The sequence below is a fragment of the Streptomyces sp. NPDC038200 genome (genome assembly GCF_055600785.1).
Genome location: NZ_JBVJYH010000004.1, coordinates 392,215 through 409,810 on the forward strand (window position 1 = coordinate 392,215; position 17,596 = coordinate 409,810).

A 17,596-nucleotide genomic window follows, 5' to 3' on the forward strand; every position below is an offset into this window, starting at 1 on the left:
ATCAAGCGTAACCCGCCCGGCGGACTCCCCCGCACGCTCAGAACGGCTCGCCCGTCCCGATCTTCTTCCACAGACCCGGCAGGTCCGCCTCCACGGACGCCGCGCGCGCCTCCTCCCCGGCGTACAGCACCCCGTACGTGAACCCGTTCTCCCCCGCCGCGTGCGCCACCGCCGACAGCTCGCGCAGTGTGCGGCGGGCCATGACGCTGTCCTGGTGCTCGCCGAGCAGGCTGGTCAGGGACTTCATGGACTTGGCGAGGGACTTGGCGGGACCGCCGAGGGCGGGGACGGCCGCCTCGCCCGCGTACCGGGTGCGCTTGGCCTTCTTGCGGGCCGCGTGGACGGCGATGTCGCGGTCCTGGCCGGGTGGCAGGTCGAGCGCCTCGGTGACCAGGCGGGAGACCTTGGCGAAGTCCTTGCGTACGGCCTTGGTGAGCGCCTTCTCCGGCTTGCGGGCGGCCGCGTCGCCGAGCGGCGGGTCGGCGAGCAGGGCGTCCAGGGTGTCGAGCAGGGTCAGATAGCGGGTGGAGTCCAGGATCCCGACGAGCCGGCCGCGGGCGCTGCCGTGCCGGGCGCTCGCCCAGGCGGTGAGCCGCTGGTGGACGGGGCCCGCGACCAGGGCGGGCGGCAGCTCGTCGAGCTGGGTGATCAGCCGTTCGGCCAGCACCTCCTGGTCGCGGTCCAGGCCCAGCTCGCCCGCCAGCCACTTCAGCTCGGTGGCGATCGGGTCGGTGACGGCGGGGTCGAGGACCGTGCCGAAGGTGCGGAAGGCGCTGCGCATCCGGCGGGTGGCCACCCGCATCTGGTGGACGGAGTCCGGCAGGTCCCGGCGGACGCCCGGGTCGTGTCCGAGGATCGCCTCGCGCTGCTCGCGCACATAGGCGAGGACGTGGTCGCCGGCGGTCACGGGCTTGGCGCGCCGCGCGGAGCCGTGCTTCCGGCCGCCGGTCTGCTCCAGCGCCCGGGCCAGCTTCGACGGCGACTTCGACGGCCGTACGCCCGCCTTGCGCAGGCGTTTCTCCAGCTGGTCGAGGAGGGCGGGGTCGCCGCCGTCGGCCAGCTCCACCTCGATCTCGGTCCACTGGGCGGTCCTGCCCGTGCCGGTGAGCCGCTCGGCGGTCACGGTGTCGACGCTCGCCTCGGCCAGCAGGGCGCCCTCGGCGTCGACCAGGTGCCGCACATCGCGGGCGGAGCGCAGCCGGACCAGGGGGACCAGTGCGCGGTCCCGGACCCGGGAGCGGACCAGGGCGGCGATCTCCTCCGGGACGGTGTCGGAGAGCGGGGCCCGGATCTCGTCGCGGACGCCGGGGGCGACCGGGAACTTCAGATGCCAGCCGGCGTCCGAGCCGCCGGTGCGGCGGCGCAGGGTCAGCGCGGCCGCGGCCAGGCGTTCGTCGGCGGTGTCGTAGTAGGTGGCGTCCAGGTCGACCAGGCCCTTGTCGAGGACCGCGGCCACCCCGCCGACACCGGTCAGGTCGGGCAGCCCGCTCTCATCGGATTCGTACTTGCGCTCGATCTCGCGTTTCGCATCCGCCATGCACCGAATCTAGTGCGCGCAAGGCCGGTACGGCAGTGGCCGCCCCGGGTGAATGGCCGGAAGAACCGCGCCGTCCACCCGGTGAACGTCCGCGCGCCACGTCGTGGGCGTCACGCCGACATCGGCCGCTGGACCTTGATCGACTGCAACAGCCCCACCGCGACCCACACCGCGAACATCGACGAGCCGCCGTACGAGACGAACGGCAGGGGCAGACCGGTGACCGGCATGATGCCGAGGGTCATGCCGATGTTCTCGAAGGACTGGAAGGAGAACCAGGCCACGATCCCGGCGGCGACGATCGTCCCGTACAGCTCGGTGGAGTCACGCGCTATCCGGCAGGCGCGCCACAGGACGACGCCGAGCAGGAAGATGATCAGGCCGGCGCCGACGAAGCCCAGCTCCTCCCCCGCGACCGTGAACACGAAGTCGGTCTGCTGCTCGGGCACGAACTGGCCGGTCGTCTGCGAGCCGTGGAAGAGCCCGGCCCCGGTGAGCCCGCCGGAGCCGATGGCGATCCGGGCCTGGTTGGTGTTGTAGCCGACGCCCGCCGGGTCCAGGTCGGGGTTGGCGAAGGCCGCGAACCGGTTGATCTGGTACTCGTCCAGGATGTGCAGCTGCCAGATGGCCACGCAGCCGATCACCCCGGTCAGCAGGAGGCCGAAGACCCAGCGGTTGGAGGCGCCGGAGGCGAGCAGCACGCCCAGGATGATCGCGACCATGGCCAGCACCGAGCCGAGGTCCGGCATGAGCAGCAGGATCATGATCGGTACGGCGGCCAGGCACAGGCCCTGGAACACGGTCCGGTGGTCGGGGTACGGCTTGTCGCCCGCGTCCACCCGCGCGGACAGCAGCATGGCCATGCCCAGGATGATGGTGACCTTGAGGAACTCGGCGGGCTGGAGCGAGAAGCCGCCGATGACGAGCCAGTTCCGCTGGCCGTTGATGGTCGCGCCGAGCGGGGTGAGGACCACCAGGGCGAGGAGCACCGACAGGCCGTAGAGGATCGGCACGGCGTTGCGCAGGGCCCGGTGGCCGAGCCAGAGCGTGCCGATCATCAGGGCGATCCCGATGCCGAGGTTCATCAGGTGCCGGACCAGGAAGAAGTATGGGTCGCCCTGGTTGATCTCGGTGCGGTTGCGGGTCGCCGAGAACACCAGCAGCGAGCCCAGCAGGGACAGGGCGGTGGCCGCGAACAGCATCGGCCAGTCCAGCCGGCGGGTGAGCGAGTCGCGGGCGAAGATCCTGGTCCAGCCGGCCCGCTCGGGGCCGTACCCGGAGACGGAGAAGCTGTTCGCGCCGGTCATGAGGGCATCCTCCGGCTTCCCCTCGGGCGGTGCCCGCGGCGCCGGCGGGTGTCGCGGTTGCCCGGGGTGGGCGAGGCCGTGGTACCCGCGGGCTGCTGGTCGTCGTCGTTGGTGGGGTTGTTCTTCTGGGCGGCCTCGGCGTCCTTCGCCGGGTCTCCGGTGATCTTCGGGGCGGCGATGGTGCCGTCCGTGCGGACCTTGGGCAGGCCCTTCTGCGGCTCGGGCAGCAGTGCCCGCTTGTCGTCGACGGAGCCGTCGCCCTGGACGCCGTAGAGCGCGCTGTAGATGTTGCGCACGGCCTCACCGGAGGCGCCGGAACCCGTACCGGCCTGGGCGATCGTCATGATCACCGTGTAGTCCTTGGAGTACGTGGCCAGCCAGGACGTGGTCTGCTTGCCGTAGACCTCCGCCGTACCGGTCTTGGCGTGCAGCGGGATCTTGGCCTGCGGCCAGCCGCCGAACTTCCAGGCCGCCGTACCGCGGGTGATGACACCCGCGAAGGCGTCGTCCATGCCCTTGAGGGTGGCCTGGCTGACCGGCAGCTTGCCGCTCTTCTTCGGCTTGATCTCCTGGACGGTCTTGCCGTCGGCGCTGATGATCGCCTTGCCGATGGTCGGCTGGTACATCGTGCCGCCGTTGGCGACGGCGCCGTAGATCACGGCCTCCTGGATCGGGGTGACGAGGGTGTCACCCTGGCCGATGGAGTAGTTGATCGAGTCACCCTCGCGCATCTTGTTGCCTTCGAGGCAGTTCTCGTAGGCGATCTTCTCGACGTAGGAGCCGTCCTTCTTGCCGGTCTTGCACCAGGCGTCCTTGTTGGCCTTCCAGTAGTCCAGCTTCCACTGGCGGTCCGGAACCCGGCCGGTGACCTCGTTGGGCAGGTCGATGCCGGTCTCCTTGCCGAGGCCGAACTGGTGGGCGGCCTTGTAGAAGTAGTCCTTCGGCTGGCCCTTCTTGGGGTTGATGCCGCCGTCGCGCTTCCACTCCTTGTCGGCGAGGCCGTAGAAGACGGTGTCGCAGGAGACCTCCAGGGCGCGGCCGAGGGAGATGGGGCCGAAGTTCTCGCCCTCGAAGTTCTTGAAGACCTGACCGCCCACCGAGTAGGAACTGGTGCACGGGTAGCGGCCGTCGAAGGGGTAGCCGGCCTCGACCGCGCCGGCCGTGGAGACCACCTTGAACGTCGAGCCGGGTGCGGCCTGACCCTGTATGGCCCGGTTCAGCAGCGGGTAGTCGGAGTCCTTGCCGGTGAGGGCCTTGTAGTCCTTGGCGGAGATGCCGCCGACCCAGACGTTCGGGTCGTAGGTGGGTGCCGAGGCCATGGCGACGATCCGGCCGGTCTTGGCCTCCATCACCACGACGGCGCCGGAGTCCGCCTTGTAGTTCTCGCCGGTGATCTTGTCGAACTGCTGGCGGGCGACCTTCATCGCCTTGTTCAGTTCGTACTCGGCGACCCGCTGGACCCGGGAGTCGATGCTGGTGACCAGGTTCGAACCCGCCTCGGCCGCGTCCGACTCGGCCTTGCCGATGACCCGGCCGAGGTTGTCGACCTCGTAGCGGGTGACGCCGGCCTTGCCGCGCAGCATCTTGTCGTACGTCCGCTCCAGGCCGGAGCGGCCGACCATGTCGGAGCGCAGGTACGGCGAGTCGGTGTCCTTGGCCTTCTGGATCTCGTCGTCGGTGACGGGCGAGAGATAGCCGAGCACCTGCGCGGTGTTGGACTTGCCCGGGCCCGCGTAGCGCCGGACGGCCTCGGGCTCGGCCGTGATGCCGGGGAAGTCCTCGGAGCGCTCACGGATCTGCAGGGCCTGCTTGGCCGTGGCCTCGTCGGTGATGGGGATCGGCTGGTACGGCGAGCCGTTCCAGCAGGGCTGGGGGGTCTTGGCGTCGCACAGCCGGACCTTCTGCATGACGTCCTCGGGGCGCATGCGGAGCACGCCGGCCAGCTTGGTGAGGACGGCCTTGCCGTCGTCCTTCTGCTTCAGCAGGTCGGTGCGGGAGGCGGAGACCACCAGGCGGGTCTCGTTGTCCGCGAGGGGCACGCCGCGGGCGTCCAGGATGTCGCCGCGCACGGCGGGGTCGACGACCTGCTGGACGTGGTTGCCGGACGCCTCCTTCTGGTATTCGGCGCCTTGCCTGATCTGCAGGTACCACAGCCGGCCGCCGAGCGTGCCGAGCAGGGAGAGGACGAGGATCTGGATCACGACGAGCCGGATCTGGATCCGTGGGGTCCGACCGGTCTCGGGAATGTTGGTCACTGCGGCTGTCTCCCCCTCTCAGTGCGCGGACGTCTGTGCGCGCAGGACGTGCGTGCGACCGCCTGGCGTGCGTACGCATGATGAACGACCGGCCTGTGAACCCGCGTTCCGGGAAGGCTGCCCCGTTCGGGTGAACTCCCCGGCGCTCACAGCCGCTTGACCCCCTTGATGCGGCCGACCCGGGCGGAGCGGCTGCGGGCCTTGGCCTTCAGGCCGCCGAGGCCGCCGCGCTGGCCGCCGACGCGCAGCCCGGTGCCGGAGGAGAGCCAGCCGGAGGAGATGTCGCCGGCCTTGGCCGCCGGACCGGACTCGGTGAGGGGATCGTTGTCGGAGCGGCGGGCCAGCCACATGACCCCGGGCACCACGAACGGGGCGAGGAGCAGGTCGTACAGGGCGGCCGAGATCAGCAGCCCGGTCAGCCCGACGTGCCGGGCGGCGGTGTCGCCGACCAGGGCGCCCACCCCGGCGTAGAGCAGGGTGGAGCCGACGGCCGCGGCGACCACGACGGCCATGGGGCCGGTCACCGACTTCAGCCGGCCGTTCTCCGGCCGGATCAGCCCGGCGAAGTAGCCGGTGACGCACAGGACGAGGGCGTAGCGGCCGGCGGCGTGGTCGGCGGGCGGGGCGAGGTCGGCGAGCAGACCGGCGCCGAAGCCGACGAGGGCGCCGCCGACATGGCCGTACACCATCGCCAGGCCGAGGACGGTGAGCAGCAGCAGGTCGGGGACGGCGCCCGGCAGGTGCAGGCGGGCGAGGACGCTCACCTGGATCACCAGGGCCACGACGACCAGCGCGGTGGAGAGCAGGATCCGGTTGACACGCATGGGGGTTCGGCTCCTACTGCTGCTGGTCGCTGACGGGGGCGTCGGCCGACGGGGTGACCGTGACGGTCACGGTCGGCGTCGGGACCGGCTTCGGTTTGGCCGGGAGCACGGTGTCCCGCGGGTCGTGCTGCGGGGCCGCCACGACCACGCCGACGATGTCGAGCTTGGTGAAGCCGACGTAGGGGGTGACGTAGAGGGTGCGGGTCAGGCCGCCGCCGGAGGGGTCGACGCGGGAGACCACACCGACCGGGACACCGGGCACGAACGGCTTGTCGGCCTGGGAGCCGAAGGTGACGAGCCGGTCGCCCTTCTTCACCTCCGCCTTGCCGTTGAGCAGTTCCACGCGCAGCGGGCGGTCGCCCTGTCCGGAGGCGAAGCCCAGTTCGTCGTCGCCTTCCATGCGGGTGCCGACGGTGAAGTCGGGGTCGTTGGCGAGCAGCACGGTGGAGGTGCCGGGACCGACGGTGGTGACGCGGCCGACCAGGCCGTCGCCGTTCAGGACGGTCATGTCCCGCTTGATGCCGTCGTTCGCGCCGGCGTCGATGGTGATGGTCCAGGAGAAGCCCTGCGCCGACCCGATGGCGATGACCTGGGCGCCCTTGATGCCGTACTGCCCCTCGCCGGCGACCTTCAGCAGTTTGTCGAGCTGCTTGAGGCGGCTGCGGTTGCGGTCGTCGCTGCCCAGCTTCGCCTTGAGGGCCGCGTTCTCCTTCTCCAGCGTGGCGAGCCGGTCGTGCCGGCTGCCGGAGTCCCGGATCGCGGAGACGGCGTTGCCGACCGGGTCGACCGCGGAGGACATTCCGTCCTCGACCGGGCCGAACACCGCTGCGGCGGCGTGCCGGGCGCCGTCGACCGGGGAGTTCCGGCCTCCCCGGATGTCCACCGTGATCAGCGCGAACGCGATGGCGATCAGCAGGACCAGGAGCAGCCGGCTCTCTTTCGTGTCCCTCACGTGCGGCGGCCGTGCCCTTCCTCAAGTAGGAATTCGGGGACCCCCGGAAGACGCGAATGGTGCGGCGTGAACCGAAGAGGCCCATTTGGGGGAGCTTATGCCTCTATATCAACGATCCGCCGCACGAGAGGAGAACATCTCGTACGGCGGAATCGAGGAGTTGCGTCATCTGCGCGGCTGGGCGTCCAGAACCTGCTGGAGCGCCTCGAACTCCTCGACGCACTTCCCGGAGCCGAGCGCGACGCTGTCCAGCGGGTCCTCGGCGATGTGGATCGGCATGCCGGTCTCCCGCCGCAGCCGCTCGTCGAGCCCGCGCAGCAGGGCTCCGCCACCGGTCAGAACGATGCCTCGGTCCATGATGTCGCCGGACAGTTCGGGCGGGCACTTGTCGAGGGTGGTCTTCACCGCGTCCACGATCGCGTTGACCGGCTCCTCGATCGCCTTGCGCACCTCGGCGGCCGAGATGACGACGGTCTTCGGCAGCCCGGACACCAGGTCCCGGCCGCGGACTTCGGTGTGCTCGTCCGTGTCGAGGTCGTACGCCGAACCGATCGTGATCTTGATCTGTTCCGCCGTGCGCTCACCCAGCAGGAGGCTGTACTCCTTCTTGATGTACTGGATGATCGCGTTGTCCAGCTCGTCGCCGGCGACACGGATGGACTGGGCGGTGACGATGCCGCCGAGCGAGATGACCGCGACCTCCGTGGTGCCGCCGCCGATGTCCACCACCATGTTGCCCGTGGCCTCGTGGACCGGCAGACCGGAGCCGATGGCGGCGGCCATGGGCTCCTCGATGATGTGCACCTGGCGGGCACCGGCCTGGGAGGACGCCTCGATGACCGCGCGGCGCTCGACGCCCGTGATGCCCGAGGGCACGCAGACGACGACGCGCGGCCGGGCCAGGTACCGCCGCTTGTGGATCTTCAGGATGAAGTAGCGGAGCATCCGCTCGGTGATCTCGAAGTCGGCGATCACGCCGTCCTTGAGCGGGCGCACGGCCACGATGTTGCCCGGCGTCCGGCCGATCATCTTCTTCGCCTCGGCACCGACCGCGAGGATCCCGCCCGTGTTGGTGTTGATCGCCACGACGGACGGCTCGTTCAGCACGATTCCGCGACCCCTGACGTACACCAGCGTGTTGGCGGTCCCGAGGTCGACAGCCATGTCACGGCCGATGAACGACATTGAGTTCCCCATCCGGATTCATCTGGCCTTCCCGAGCCTTTGAGGGCACGTCAGGACGGCGAGGCGGGTGCTGTGACGCGAAGGCTTCCATCGTAAACGCGCCTGCGCGAACACTGCGCGAGGGTCTCCGCCATTGTCACCAGATGGCGTGCCGCCTCGCTTGTGGAGACGGTCCATCGGAGGCACGCGTTCCCCCGATCGGCAAGACATATGCCGAGGGACGGCCGAAAATGAACGGCCGCCCCTGGTCAGGCACCGGCAGGCGAGCTGACGCCCATTCAGAAAATTTAGCGAGAAAGCGGCTCGCCGCGGCTCACGCCCGGCCGGGGAAGAAGATCTTCACCTCGCGCTCGGCGGACTCCTCGGAGTCGGAGGCGTGGATCAGGTTCTCGCGGACGATCACACCGAAGTCACCGCGGATCGAACCGGGCGCGGCGGCGATCGGGTCGGTCGGGCCGGCCAGCTGGCGCACGCCCTCGACCACCCGCTCGCCCTCCACGATCAGCACGACGACCGCGCCCGAGGACATGAACTCGACCAGCGGCTCGTAGAACGGCTTGCCGACGTGCTCGGCGTAGTGCTGCTCCAGCGTGGCGCGGTCCAGGGTGCGCAGCTCCAGCGCGGTGATCTGCCAGCCGGCCTTGCGCTCGATACGGCTGATGATCTCGCCGATCAGGCCACGACGAACGGCGTCGGGCTTGAGGAGGACGAGGGTGCGCTGGCTCACGAGGGGCTCCTTACACGGCTTGCGGGTGCGGTGGGACGAGGTTACAGGGCGTGTCGGGACCCCTGTTACGCAGCGTCAGCCGTGGTGGAGGAGGACTGCGCCCGAGCCGCGAAGCGGGCCTTCGCCTCGTCCACCTTTCTCCCGAAATGCACCGATGCCCACCACAACCCGGCGAACACCGCGCCCATGAAGTACATGGTCGGGACGAAGACGCCGGAGGCGATCAGCGCGATCTGCAGGGCCCAGCCGAGGGCCACCCCGCCGGGGCGGGTCACCATGCCGCACAGCAGCACGCACAGCAGCATGGCGATACCGCTGACCAGCCACACCGTCGACGTGGACAGGTCCGGATCCTTCATGGCGACGAGCCCGGCGAAGCCGATCACGAAGAACTCGCCGATCAGGGTCGATGCACAGAGCGTACGCACGGAAAACCTCAGCCCTTCCCCAGCAGCAGCCGGGCCTCGCCGACCGTGATGACGGAACCGGTGACCAGGACACCGCCGCCGGCGAACTCGCCCTCCTCCTCGGCCAGCGTGATCGCGGCCTCCAGGGCGTCCGGCAGCCGCGGCTCGACCTGCACCCGCTCGTCGCCGAACACCTCGACGGCGATCGCGGCCAGCTCGTCCGCGTCCATGGCGCGGTGGCTGGAGTTCTGGGTGACGACGACCTCGGCGAAGATCGGCTCGAAAGCCTCCAGCAGCCCCCGCACGTTCTTGTCGCCGCTCGCGCCGACGACCCCGATGAGCCGGGTGAAGTCGAACGCCTCCCGCACGGCCTCGGCCGTGGCCTCGGCGCCCGCCGGGTTGTGCGCGGCGTCCAGCACGACCGTCGGAGAGCGCCGTACGACCTCCAGCCGGCCCGGGGAGGAGACGGCCGCGAAGGCCTTGCGGACGGTGTCGATGTCCAGCGGCTCCGCGCGCTGCGCGCCGACGCCGAAGAACGCCTCGACGGCGGCGAGCGCGACGGCCGCGTTGTGCGCCTGGTAGGCACCGTGCAGCGGGAGGTACACCTCGTGGTACTCGCCGCCGAGACCGCGCAGCGTGAGCAGCTGCCCGCCCACGGCGACCTGTCGGGCGACGACGCCGAACTCCAGCCCCTCACGGGCGACCGTGGCGTCCACCTCGACGGCCTTCTTCAGCAGCACCTGCGCCGCGTCCACCGGCTGCTGGGCCAGGATGACGGTCGCGTCCTGCTTGATGATGCCGCTCTTCTCGGTGGCGATCTCCCCGGGGGTCTCGCCGAGCCGGTCGGTGTGGTCCAGAGCGATGGGGGTCACGACCGCGACGTCGCCGTCGATCACATTGGTGGCGTCCCAGGAACCGCCCATGCCGACCTCGACGACGGCGACGTCCACGGGCGCGTCGGCGAAGGCGGCGTACGCCATGCCGGTGAGCACCTCGAAGAAGGACAGCCGGTACTCCTGCGCGGAGTCGACCATCTCGGTGTACGGCTTGATGTCCTGGTACGTCTCGATGAACCGCTCGGCGGAGATCGGGACGCCGTCCAGGCTGATCCGCTCGGTGATCGACTGCACGTGCGGGCTGGTGTAGCGGCCGGTGCGCAGCTCGAAGGCGCCGAGCAGGGATTCGATCATGCGGGCCGTGGAGGTCTTGCCGTTGGTGCCCGTGATGTGGATCGAGGGGTACGACCGCTGGGGCTCGCCCAGGACGTCCATCAGCGCGGCGATGCGGGAGACCGAGGGCTCCAGCTTGGTCTCGCCCCACCGGGTGGCCAGCTCCGCCTCGACCTCGCGCAGGGCCTTGTCGACCTCCGGGTCCTCCGGGCGCGCGGGCACATCGGCGTACGGCTGCCCGCCCTGGGTGCGCAGGGTGCGGCTGCCGGCCTCGATCACGGCGAGGTCGGGGTCGCGGGTGGTCTCGGCTTCGATGATCTCGTCGAAGGAGTCGAGGGGGTCGGGCTGGTCGGTGCCGGAGTTGTCGCTCACGGGGCCAGTCTACGGAGCGGGCGGGGGCTTCGCGGCGTCGGTGGGGGGTGGCCTCGGAGGGAACGACGCGACCCGGCCGCGTCAGACGTTCGACGCGGCCGGGTCGCGCAGGTCACTCACGCGGCCGGCAGCTTTTCGAGCTGGGCCTGGATCCGCGCGATGTCCTCCTCGGCCTTGGCCAGCCGGGTGCGGATCTTGTCCACCACGTTCTCCGGAGCCTTGGCCAGGAACGCCTCGTTGCCGAGCTTGGCGTCGGCCTGGGCCTTCTCCTTCTCGGCGGCGGCCAGGTCCTTCGCCAGCCGCTTGCGCTCCGCGGCGACGTCGATCGTGCCGGAGAGGTCGAGGGCGACCTCGGCGCCGGCGACCGGCAGGGTGGCCGTGGCCGTGAAGGACTCGCCCTCCGGCTGCAGGCGCAGCAGCTGGCGGATGGCGGCCTCGTGCGGGGCGAGGGCCGTACCGTCCAGGGTCAGCCGGGCCGGAACCCGCTGGCCGGGCTGGAGGCCCTGGTCGGCGCGGAAGCGGCGGACCTCGGTGATGACGGACTGGAGGGTCTCGATCTCCCGCTCGGCGACGGTGTCGCGGAAGCCGCTGTCCTCGGGCCACTCGGCGATGACGACCGACTCGCCGCCGGTCAGCGTCGTCCAGAGGGTCTCCGTGACGAACGGGACGACCGGGTGCAGCAGCCTGAGGGTGACGTCCAGGACCTCGCCCAGGACCCGCTTGCTGACCTCGGCCGGCTCGCCGCCCGCCTGGAAGACGGTCTTGGACAGCTCGACGTACCAGTCGAAGACCTCGTCCCACGCGAAGTGGAAGAGGGCGTCGGAGAGCTTGGCGAACTGGTAGTCGTCGTAGTAGGCGTCGACCTCGGCGATGACGGAGTTGAGGCGGGAGAGGATCCAGCGGTCGGTCGCCGACATCTTCGACGGCTCCGGCAGCGGGCCCTCCACCGTCGCGCCGTTCATCAGGGCGAAGCGGGTGGCGTTCCAGATCTTGTTGGCGAAGTTGCGCGAGCCCTGGACCCAGTCCTCGCCGATCGGCACGTCGACGCCCGGGTTGGCGCCGCGCGCGAGGGTGAAGCGGAGCGCGTCGGAGCCGTACTTGTCCATCCAGTCCAGCGGGTTGACCGCGTTGCCGAAGGACTTGGACATCTTCTTGCCGAACTGGTCGCGGACCATGCCGTGCAGGGCGATGGTGTGGAACGGGGGGGTGCCGTCCATCGCGTACAGGCCGAACATCATCATCCGGGCGACCCAGAAGAAGAGGATGTCGTAGCCGGTGACCAGGACGGAGTTCGGGTAGAACTTCGCGAGCGACTCGGTCTGTTCGGGCCAGCCGAGGGTGGAGAACGGCCACAGGCCGGAGGAGAACCAGGTGTCGAGGACGTCGGTGTCCTGGTGCCAGCCCTCGCCGGTCGGGGGTTCGTCGTTCGGGCCGACGCAGACGACCTCGCCGTTCGGGCCGTACCAGACCGGGATCCGGTGGCCCCACCACAACTGGCGCGAGATGCACCAGTCGTGGAGGTTGTCGACCCAGTCGAAGTACCGCTTCTCCATCTCCTGCGGATGGATCTTGACCTTGCCGTCGCGGACGGCGTCGCCGGCGGCCTTCGCGAGCGGGCCGACCTTGACCCACCACTGCATCGACAGGCGGGGCTCGATCGTCGTCTTGCAGCGCGAGCAGTGGCCCACGGAGTGGACGTAGGGGCGCTTCTCGGCGACGATCCGGCCCTCGGCGCGCAGCGCGGCGACGATCGCCGAGCGGGCCTCCAGGCGGTCCATGCCCTGGAAGGGACCGTGGACGGTGATGACGGCGTGCTCGTCCATCACGGTGATGGACGGCAGGTCGTGCCGCTGGCCGATCTCGAAGTCGTTCGGGTCGTGCGCCGGGGTGACCTTGACGGCGCCGGTGCCGAACTCGGGGTCGACGTGCTCGTCCGCGACGACCGGGATGGAGCGCTCGGTCAGGGGGAGCCTGATGAGCTTGCCGACGAGGTGCTTGTACCGCTCGTCCTCGGGGTGAACGGCGACGGCGGTGTCACCGAGCATGGTCTCGGCACGGGTGGTGGCGACGACGATGGTGTCGTCCCCCTCGCCGTACTTCATGGAGACCAGCTCGCCGTCGTCGTCCTGGTACTCGACCTCGATGTCGGAGATCGCCGTCAGACAGCGCGGGCACCAGTTGATGATGCGCTCGGCGCGGTAGATCAGCTCGTCGTCGTAGAGCCTCTTGAAGATGGTCTGGACGGCCTGGGACAGGCCCTCGTCCATGGTGAACCGCTCACGCGACCAGGCGACGCCGTCGCCGAGGCGGCGCATCTGGCCGCTGATCTGGCCGCCGGACTCGCCCTTCCACTGCCAGACGCGCTCGACGAAGGCCTCCCGGCCGAGGTCGTGCCGGGACTTGCCTTCCTTCCCCAGCTCGCGCTCGACGACGTTCTGCGTGGCGATGCCGGCGTGGTCCATGCCGGGCTGCCACAGCGTCTCGTAGCCCTGCATGCGCTTGCGGCGGGTGAGCGCGTCGATCAGGGTGTGCTCGAAGGCGTGCCCGAGGTGCAGGCTGCCCGTGACGTTCGGCGGCGGGATGACGATCGTGTACGGCGGCTTGTCGCTCTTCGCGTCCGCCTCGAAGTAACCCCGCTCCACCCAGCGCTCGTACAGCGGCCCCTCTACATCGGCCGGCGCGTACTGGGTCGGCAGTTCGGAGTCGGGCGCGGGTGGCTGCTGCTGAGCGTTCTCGGTCACGGGGGTCAGTTTAGAGGTGTCACGGGGTGGTCCCGAAACGCGTTTGTTCTGTAACGGTGCGGCCCCCGGTGCCGTGCGCCTTCCGAGCCTGCGCCAGGATGACAGGAACATATAAACATCTGGAGGGGAACCCAGGAATGAGCAACAACCAGCCGGGCCCATACGGCCAGCAGCCCCAGCAGCCGGGTCCGTACGGCCAGCCGGGGCAGCCGGGTCCGTACGGCCAGCCGGGCCCCTACGGCCAGCAGCCGCAGGCTCCGCAGCCCGGCTACGGCTATCCCCAGCAGGCCCCTCCGGCCCCGCAGCCGGGTTACGGCTACCCGCAGCAGGCGCCGCAGGCGGGCGTGCCGCAGCAGCCGGCCCCGTACGGCCAGCAGCCCGGCGCCTACGGCCAGCAGCCGTACACCGTGCCCCAGCCGCCGCAGCCGGCCGGCGGGAAGAAGAAGACGGGCCTGATCATCGGCGGGGTGGCGGTCGTCGCGGCGATCGCGGTGGGCGCGTACTTCGTGCTGGGCGGAAACGGCGGCAGCAGCGGTGTCGCGGACGACGGCCCGCACAAGCTGACGACTCCGGAGACGGTGCTGACGGAGTACAAGAAGGGCAAGGGCGAGTCGGACACCATGACGTCCAGCGACCTCAAGGACGCCGAGAAGTGGGGGGTGCACAACCCCAAGGACGTCAGCGCCGAGTACACGTCCGGCGACGACAGCAATCCGCTGGGCAAGAAGCTGATCAAGTTCGGCGGCGTGTACGGGACGATCGACGACCCCGAGAAGGCCGTCGACGCGATGTTCGCCTACATGAAGAAGGAAAGCTCCAAGGACAGCACCGAGGGCGTCGGCCTGGTGGGCGAGCCCAAGGAGTACACGCCCGCCTCGCTCAAGGGCGCGGTCCTCAAGTGCCAGCAGATCAAGAGCGAGAACCCCGACAGCACGTCCGGCGGTCCCAAGGAGATGACGTTCGACGTCTGCATCTGGGGTGACAAGAGCACGCTCGGCATGGTGATGCCGATGGACATCGCCACCCTGGCCGCGGGCCGCAGCGGCGACCCGAACGCGGACGCCGAGCTGGCGGCGAAGTTCCGCAACGAGGTCCGCGTCAAGGCCTGACGTGGTTCGTGGAACGCGAGAAGGGGCCCCGGTCGGTCGACCGGGGCCCCTTCTCGTGTCCGTGCGTCAGGCCGTCTTCTGCTCCCCGGACCCCCGGCCCCGGGCGTCCCGGGGGATCAGGGTCGGGTTGACGTTGGAGAGGACCACGTCGGCGGTGATGACGACGCGGGCGACGTCCTTGCGGGACGGGACCTCGTACATCACGCCCTGGAGGACCTCCTCCATGATGGCGCGCAGGCCCCGGGCGCCGGTCTGGCGGAGGATCGCCTGGTCGGCGATGGCCTCCAGTGCCTCGCGCTCGAAGTCCAGCTCCACGCCGTCGAGTTCGAAGAGGCGCTGGTACTGCTTGACGAGCGCGTTGCGGGGCTCGACCAGGATCTGGAGCAGGGCCTCGCGGTCGAGGTTGTGGACGCTCGTGATCACGGGGAGGCGGCCGATGAACTCGGGGATCATGCCGAACTTGACCAGGTCCTCCGGCATGACGTCCTCGAAGACGTCCTTGGACTCCAGCTCGCGCTTGGAGAGGATCGTGGCGCCGAAGCCGATGCCCTTCGCCCCGGCACGCGACTCGATGATCTTCTCCAGCCCGGCGAAGGCGCCGCCCACGATGAACAGGACGTTCGTCGTGTCGATCTGGATGAACTCCTGGTGGGGGTGCTTGCGACCGCCCTGGGGCGGGACCGAGGCCGTCGTCCCCTCGAGGATCTTGAGGAGGGCCTGCTGGACGCCCTCGCCCGACACGTCACGAGTGATCGACGGGTTCTCGCTCTTGCGGGCCACCTTGTCGATCTCGTCGATGTAGATGATCCCCGTCTCGGCCTTCTTGACGTCGTAGTCGGCCGCCTGGATCAGCTTCAGCAGGATGTTCTCGACGTCCTCGCCGACATAGCCCGCCTCCGTCAGCGCCGTCGCGTCGGCGATGGCGAAGGGGACGTTCAGCATGCGCGCCAGCGTCTGCGCGAGGAGGGTCTTGCCCGAGCCCGTGGGGCCGAGCAGGAGGATGTTGGACTTCGCCAGCTCGATCGCGTCGTCACGGCCGCTCGCGCCGCCGTTCTCGCCCGCCTGGACCCGCTTGTAGTGGTTGTACACCGCGACGGAGAGCGCCTTCTTGGCGGCCTCCTGGCCGACCACGTACCCCTCGAGGAACTCGTAGATCTCGCGGGGCTTGGGCAGCTCCTCCCAGCGCACCTCGCTGGTCTCCGCGAGCTCTTCCTCGATGATCTCGTTGCAGAGATCGATGCACTCGTCGCAGATGTACACACCGGGCCCTGCGATGAGCTTCTTGACCTGCTTCTGGCTCTTGCCGCAGAACGAGCACTTGAGCAGATCGCCGCCGTCACCGATGCGTGCCACGGTGTGCTTCCCCTTCGCCTGGGAGACGCCTGGACGTTACACGTCCAGCGACTCCTGGTGCTGCCTTATGTCCGACGGTACCTTGCCGGGCCCGGTGTTCGGGCCCCCCTTGGCAGGGTTCACTTTGACGTGCACCGTGCCAAGGGGGGCCGGAAGTGCGTGGATGCGCCTCAGCGGACCGAGCTGTTGTTCAGCTTGCGGGTGGAGATGATCTGGTCGACGAGGCCGTACTGCAGCGCCTCCTCGGCCGTGAGGATCTTGTCGCGCTCGATGTCCTCGCGGATCTTCTCGATCGGCTGGTTCGAGTGCTTCGCCAGCATGTCCTCCAGCTGCTCGCGCATCCGGGTGAACTCCTTGGCGATGATCTCCAGGTCGGAGAGCTGACCGCGGCCCGTGGAACCGGCCGGCTGGTGGATCAGCACCCGGGAGTTCGGCAGCGCCATGCGCTTGCCCGGCGTACCGGCGGCGAGCAGGATGGCCGCGGCGGAGGCCGCCTGGCCCATGCAGACCGTCTGGATGTCGGGCTTCACGAACTGCATGGTGTCGTAGATCGCCGTGAGGGCGGTCATGTCGCCACCGGGGCTGTTGATGTAGATCGAGATGTCCCGGTCCGGGTCCATCGACTCCAGGCACAGCAGCTGCGCCATGACGTCGTTGGCGGAAGCGTCGTCGATCTGGACGCCCAGGAAGATCACGCGCTCCTCGAAGAGCTTCGCGTACGGGTCGTACTCGCGGATGCCCTGGGAGGTGCGCTCGACGAAGCGCGGGATGACGTAGCGGCTGTCGGGGCGGGGCCCTTCGTACAGACCGCTGGCGGCGCCGGGGAAGTTGCTCATGGGGTGTTCACCGTCCTGGTGGCGTTCTGGGGGCTTCGGTCTCGGTGCGTGGCGTGGCCGGGCCGGTCAGGCACCGGTGCCGCCGCCTCCCGGAACACCCGAGGCGTGCGTGATGATCTCGTCAATGAGACCGTACTCCTTGGCCTCTTCCGGGGTGAACCAGCGGTCGCGGTCGCCGTCGCGGATGATCGCCTCGACCGTCTGGCCGGAGTGCTGCGCGGTCAGCTCGGACATGCGCTTCTTCGTGCGCAGCAGGTACTCGGCCTGGATCTTGATGTCCGAGACCGTACCGCCCAGGCCCGCGGAGCCCTGGTGCATCATGATGTCGGCGTGGGGCAGCGCGAAGCGCTTGCCGGCGGCACCGCCGGTCAGCAGGAACTGGCCCATCGAGGCGGCCATGCCCATGGCGATCGTGACGACGTCGTTCGGGATGTACTGCATGGTGTCGTAGATCGCCATGCCGGCCGTCACCGAGCCGCCGGGGCTGTTGATGTAGAGGTAGATGTCCTTGTCCGGGTCGGCGGCAAGGAGCAGCAGCTGCGCGGTGATCTTGTTGGCGATGTCATCGTCGACCTGCTGGCCGAGGAAGATGATCCGCTCGCCGAGCAGCCGGTTGTAGACCTGGTCGCCGAGGCCACCACCGATGGAAGGCTCGCCGGCGGCGGAGGGCATCAGATTCGTCACGTATCCACCTGCTCGTCTTACGACGGCGCCGGGCCGTCTCATTGTTCTGCCTTTCATGGACCCTAACGCGACGTTCCCTTCGGGGAATCCCGGTAAGTGAGCTGTTCGCTGTCAGCGCAGGGTCGCCGTGGGCCACGG

At 69.5% G+C, this 17,596-nt stretch carries 14 protein-coding genes; 1 reads left to right on the forward strand and 13 read right to left on the reverse strand.

Annotated features, from left to right (window positions below; all coding sequences use genetic code 11):
• Window positions 1-37 precede the first annotated feature (37 nt).
• The 10 genes from ACZ7KF_RS11560 to ACZ7KF_RS11605 form a co-directional block, all read right to left on the reverse strand.
• Window positions 38-1,537 (reverse strand): CYTH and CHAD domain-containing protein, encoded by a 1,500-nt coding sequence (locus ACZ7KF_RS11560; RefSeq protein WP_471071847.1) that lies wholly within the window; start codon window positions 1,535-1,537, stop codon window positions 38-40.
• 110 nt (window positions 1,538-1,647) lie between these two features.
• A complete protein-coding gene (gene rodA / locus ACZ7KF_RS11565; protein ID WP_471071850.1) occupies window positions 1,648-2,844 on the reverse strand; it encodes a rod shape-determining protein RodA in 1,197 nt (398 codons plus the stop codon).
• A complete protein-coding gene (gene mrdA, locus ACZ7KF_RS11570; RefSeq protein WP_471071853.1) occupies window positions 2,841-5,099 on the reverse strand; it encodes a penicillin-binding protein 2 in 2,259 nt (752 codons plus the stop codon). Before mrdA ends, rodA begins: the two co-directional genes overlap by 4 nt.
• Before the next feature lie 146 nt (window positions 5,100-5,245).
• Complete coding sequence (gene mreD / locus ACZ7KF_RS11575) at window positions 5,246-5,923, reverse strand: rod shape-determining protein MreD (protein ID WP_471071856.1); 678 nt, start codon at window positions 5,921-5,923, stop codon at window positions 5,246-5,248.
• 13 nt (window positions 5,924-5,936) lie between these two features.
• Window positions 5,937-6,875 carry a rod shape-determining protein MreC gene (gene mreC, locus ACZ7KF_RS11580; protein WP_471071859.1) on the reverse strand — a complete coding sequence of 313 codons (939 nt, stop codon included), beginning with the start codon at window positions 6,873-6,875 and terminating at the stop codon, window positions 5,937-5,939.
• A gap of 165 nt (window positions 6,876-7,040) precedes the next feature.
• Window positions 7,041-8,060: a rod shape-determining protein gene (locus ACZ7KF_RS11585; protein WP_014672705.1), complete on the reverse strand. Its 1,020-nt coding sequence runs from the start codon at window positions 8,058-8,060 to the stop codon at window positions 7,041-7,043.
• A gap of 313 nt (window positions 8,061-8,373) precedes the next feature.
• Window positions 8,374-8,787 (reverse strand): nucleoside-diphosphate kinase, encoded by a 414-nt coding sequence (gene ndk, locus ACZ7KF_RS11590; RefSeq protein WP_471071862.1) that lies wholly within the window; start codon window positions 8,785-8,787, stop codon window positions 8,374-8,376.
• A gap of 65 nt (window positions 8,788-8,852) precedes the next feature.
• Entirely contained in the window at window positions 8,853-9,215 is a 363-nt protein-coding gene (locus tag ACZ7KF_RS11595) for a DUF4233 domain-containing protein (RefSeq protein WP_471071865.1), read from the reverse strand.
• An 8-nt stretch (window positions 9,216-9,223) separates the two neighbouring features.
• On the reverse strand, window positions 9,224-10,735 hold the full coding sequence (gene folC / locus ACZ7KF_RS11600; RefSeq protein WP_471071868.1) for a bifunctional tetrahydrofolate synthase/dihydrofolate synthase: 1,512 nt from the start codon (window positions 10,733-10,735) through the stop codon (window positions 9,224-9,226).
• 116 nt (window positions 10,736-10,851) lie between these two features.
• On the reverse strand, window positions 10,852-13,476 hold the full coding sequence (locus tag ACZ7KF_RS11605; RefSeq protein ID WP_471071871.1) for a valine--tRNA ligase: 2,625 nt from the start codon (window positions 13,474-13,476) through the stop codon (window positions 10,852-10,854).
• Window positions 13,477-13,613: 137 nt separating this feature from the next.
• Here ACZ7KF_RS11605 and ACZ7KF_RS11610 point away from each other — a divergent pair, with 137 nt between their 5' ends.
• Window positions 13,614-14,585: a hypothetical protein gene (locus ACZ7KF_RS11610; RefSeq protein WP_471071874.1), complete on the forward strand. Its 972-nt coding sequence runs from the start codon at window positions 13,614-13,616 to the stop codon at window positions 14,583-14,585.
• A gap of 66 nt (window positions 14,586-14,651) precedes the next feature.
• Here ACZ7KF_RS11610 and clpX read toward each other — a convergent pair whose 3' ends face one another.
• From clpX to ACZ7KF_RS11625, 3 genes are all read right to left on the reverse strand, one after another.
• Complete coding sequence (gene clpX / locus ACZ7KF_RS11615; RefSeq protein ID WP_128790044.1) at window positions 14,652-15,938, reverse strand: ATP-dependent Clp protease ATP-binding subunit ClpX; 1,287 nt, start codon at window positions 15,936-15,938, stop codon at window positions 14,652-14,654.
• A 170-nt stretch (window positions 15,939-16,108) separates the two neighbouring features.
• Window positions 16,109-16,774 (reverse strand): ATP-dependent Clp protease proteolytic subunit, encoded by a 666-nt coding sequence (locus tag ACZ7KF_RS11620; protein ID WP_225821308.1) that lies wholly within the window; start codon window positions 16,772-16,774, stop codon window positions 16,109-16,111.
• Window positions 16,775-16,840: 66 nt separating this feature from the next.
• Window positions 16,841-17,446 carry an ATP-dependent Clp protease proteolytic subunit gene (locus tag ACZ7KF_RS11625; RefSeq protein ID WP_018545112.1) on the reverse strand — a complete coding sequence of 202 codons (606 nt, stop codon included), beginning with the start codon at window positions 17,444-17,446 and terminating at the stop codon, window positions 16,841-16,843.
• Between the last annotated feature and the right edge of the window lie 150 nt (window positions 17,447-17,596).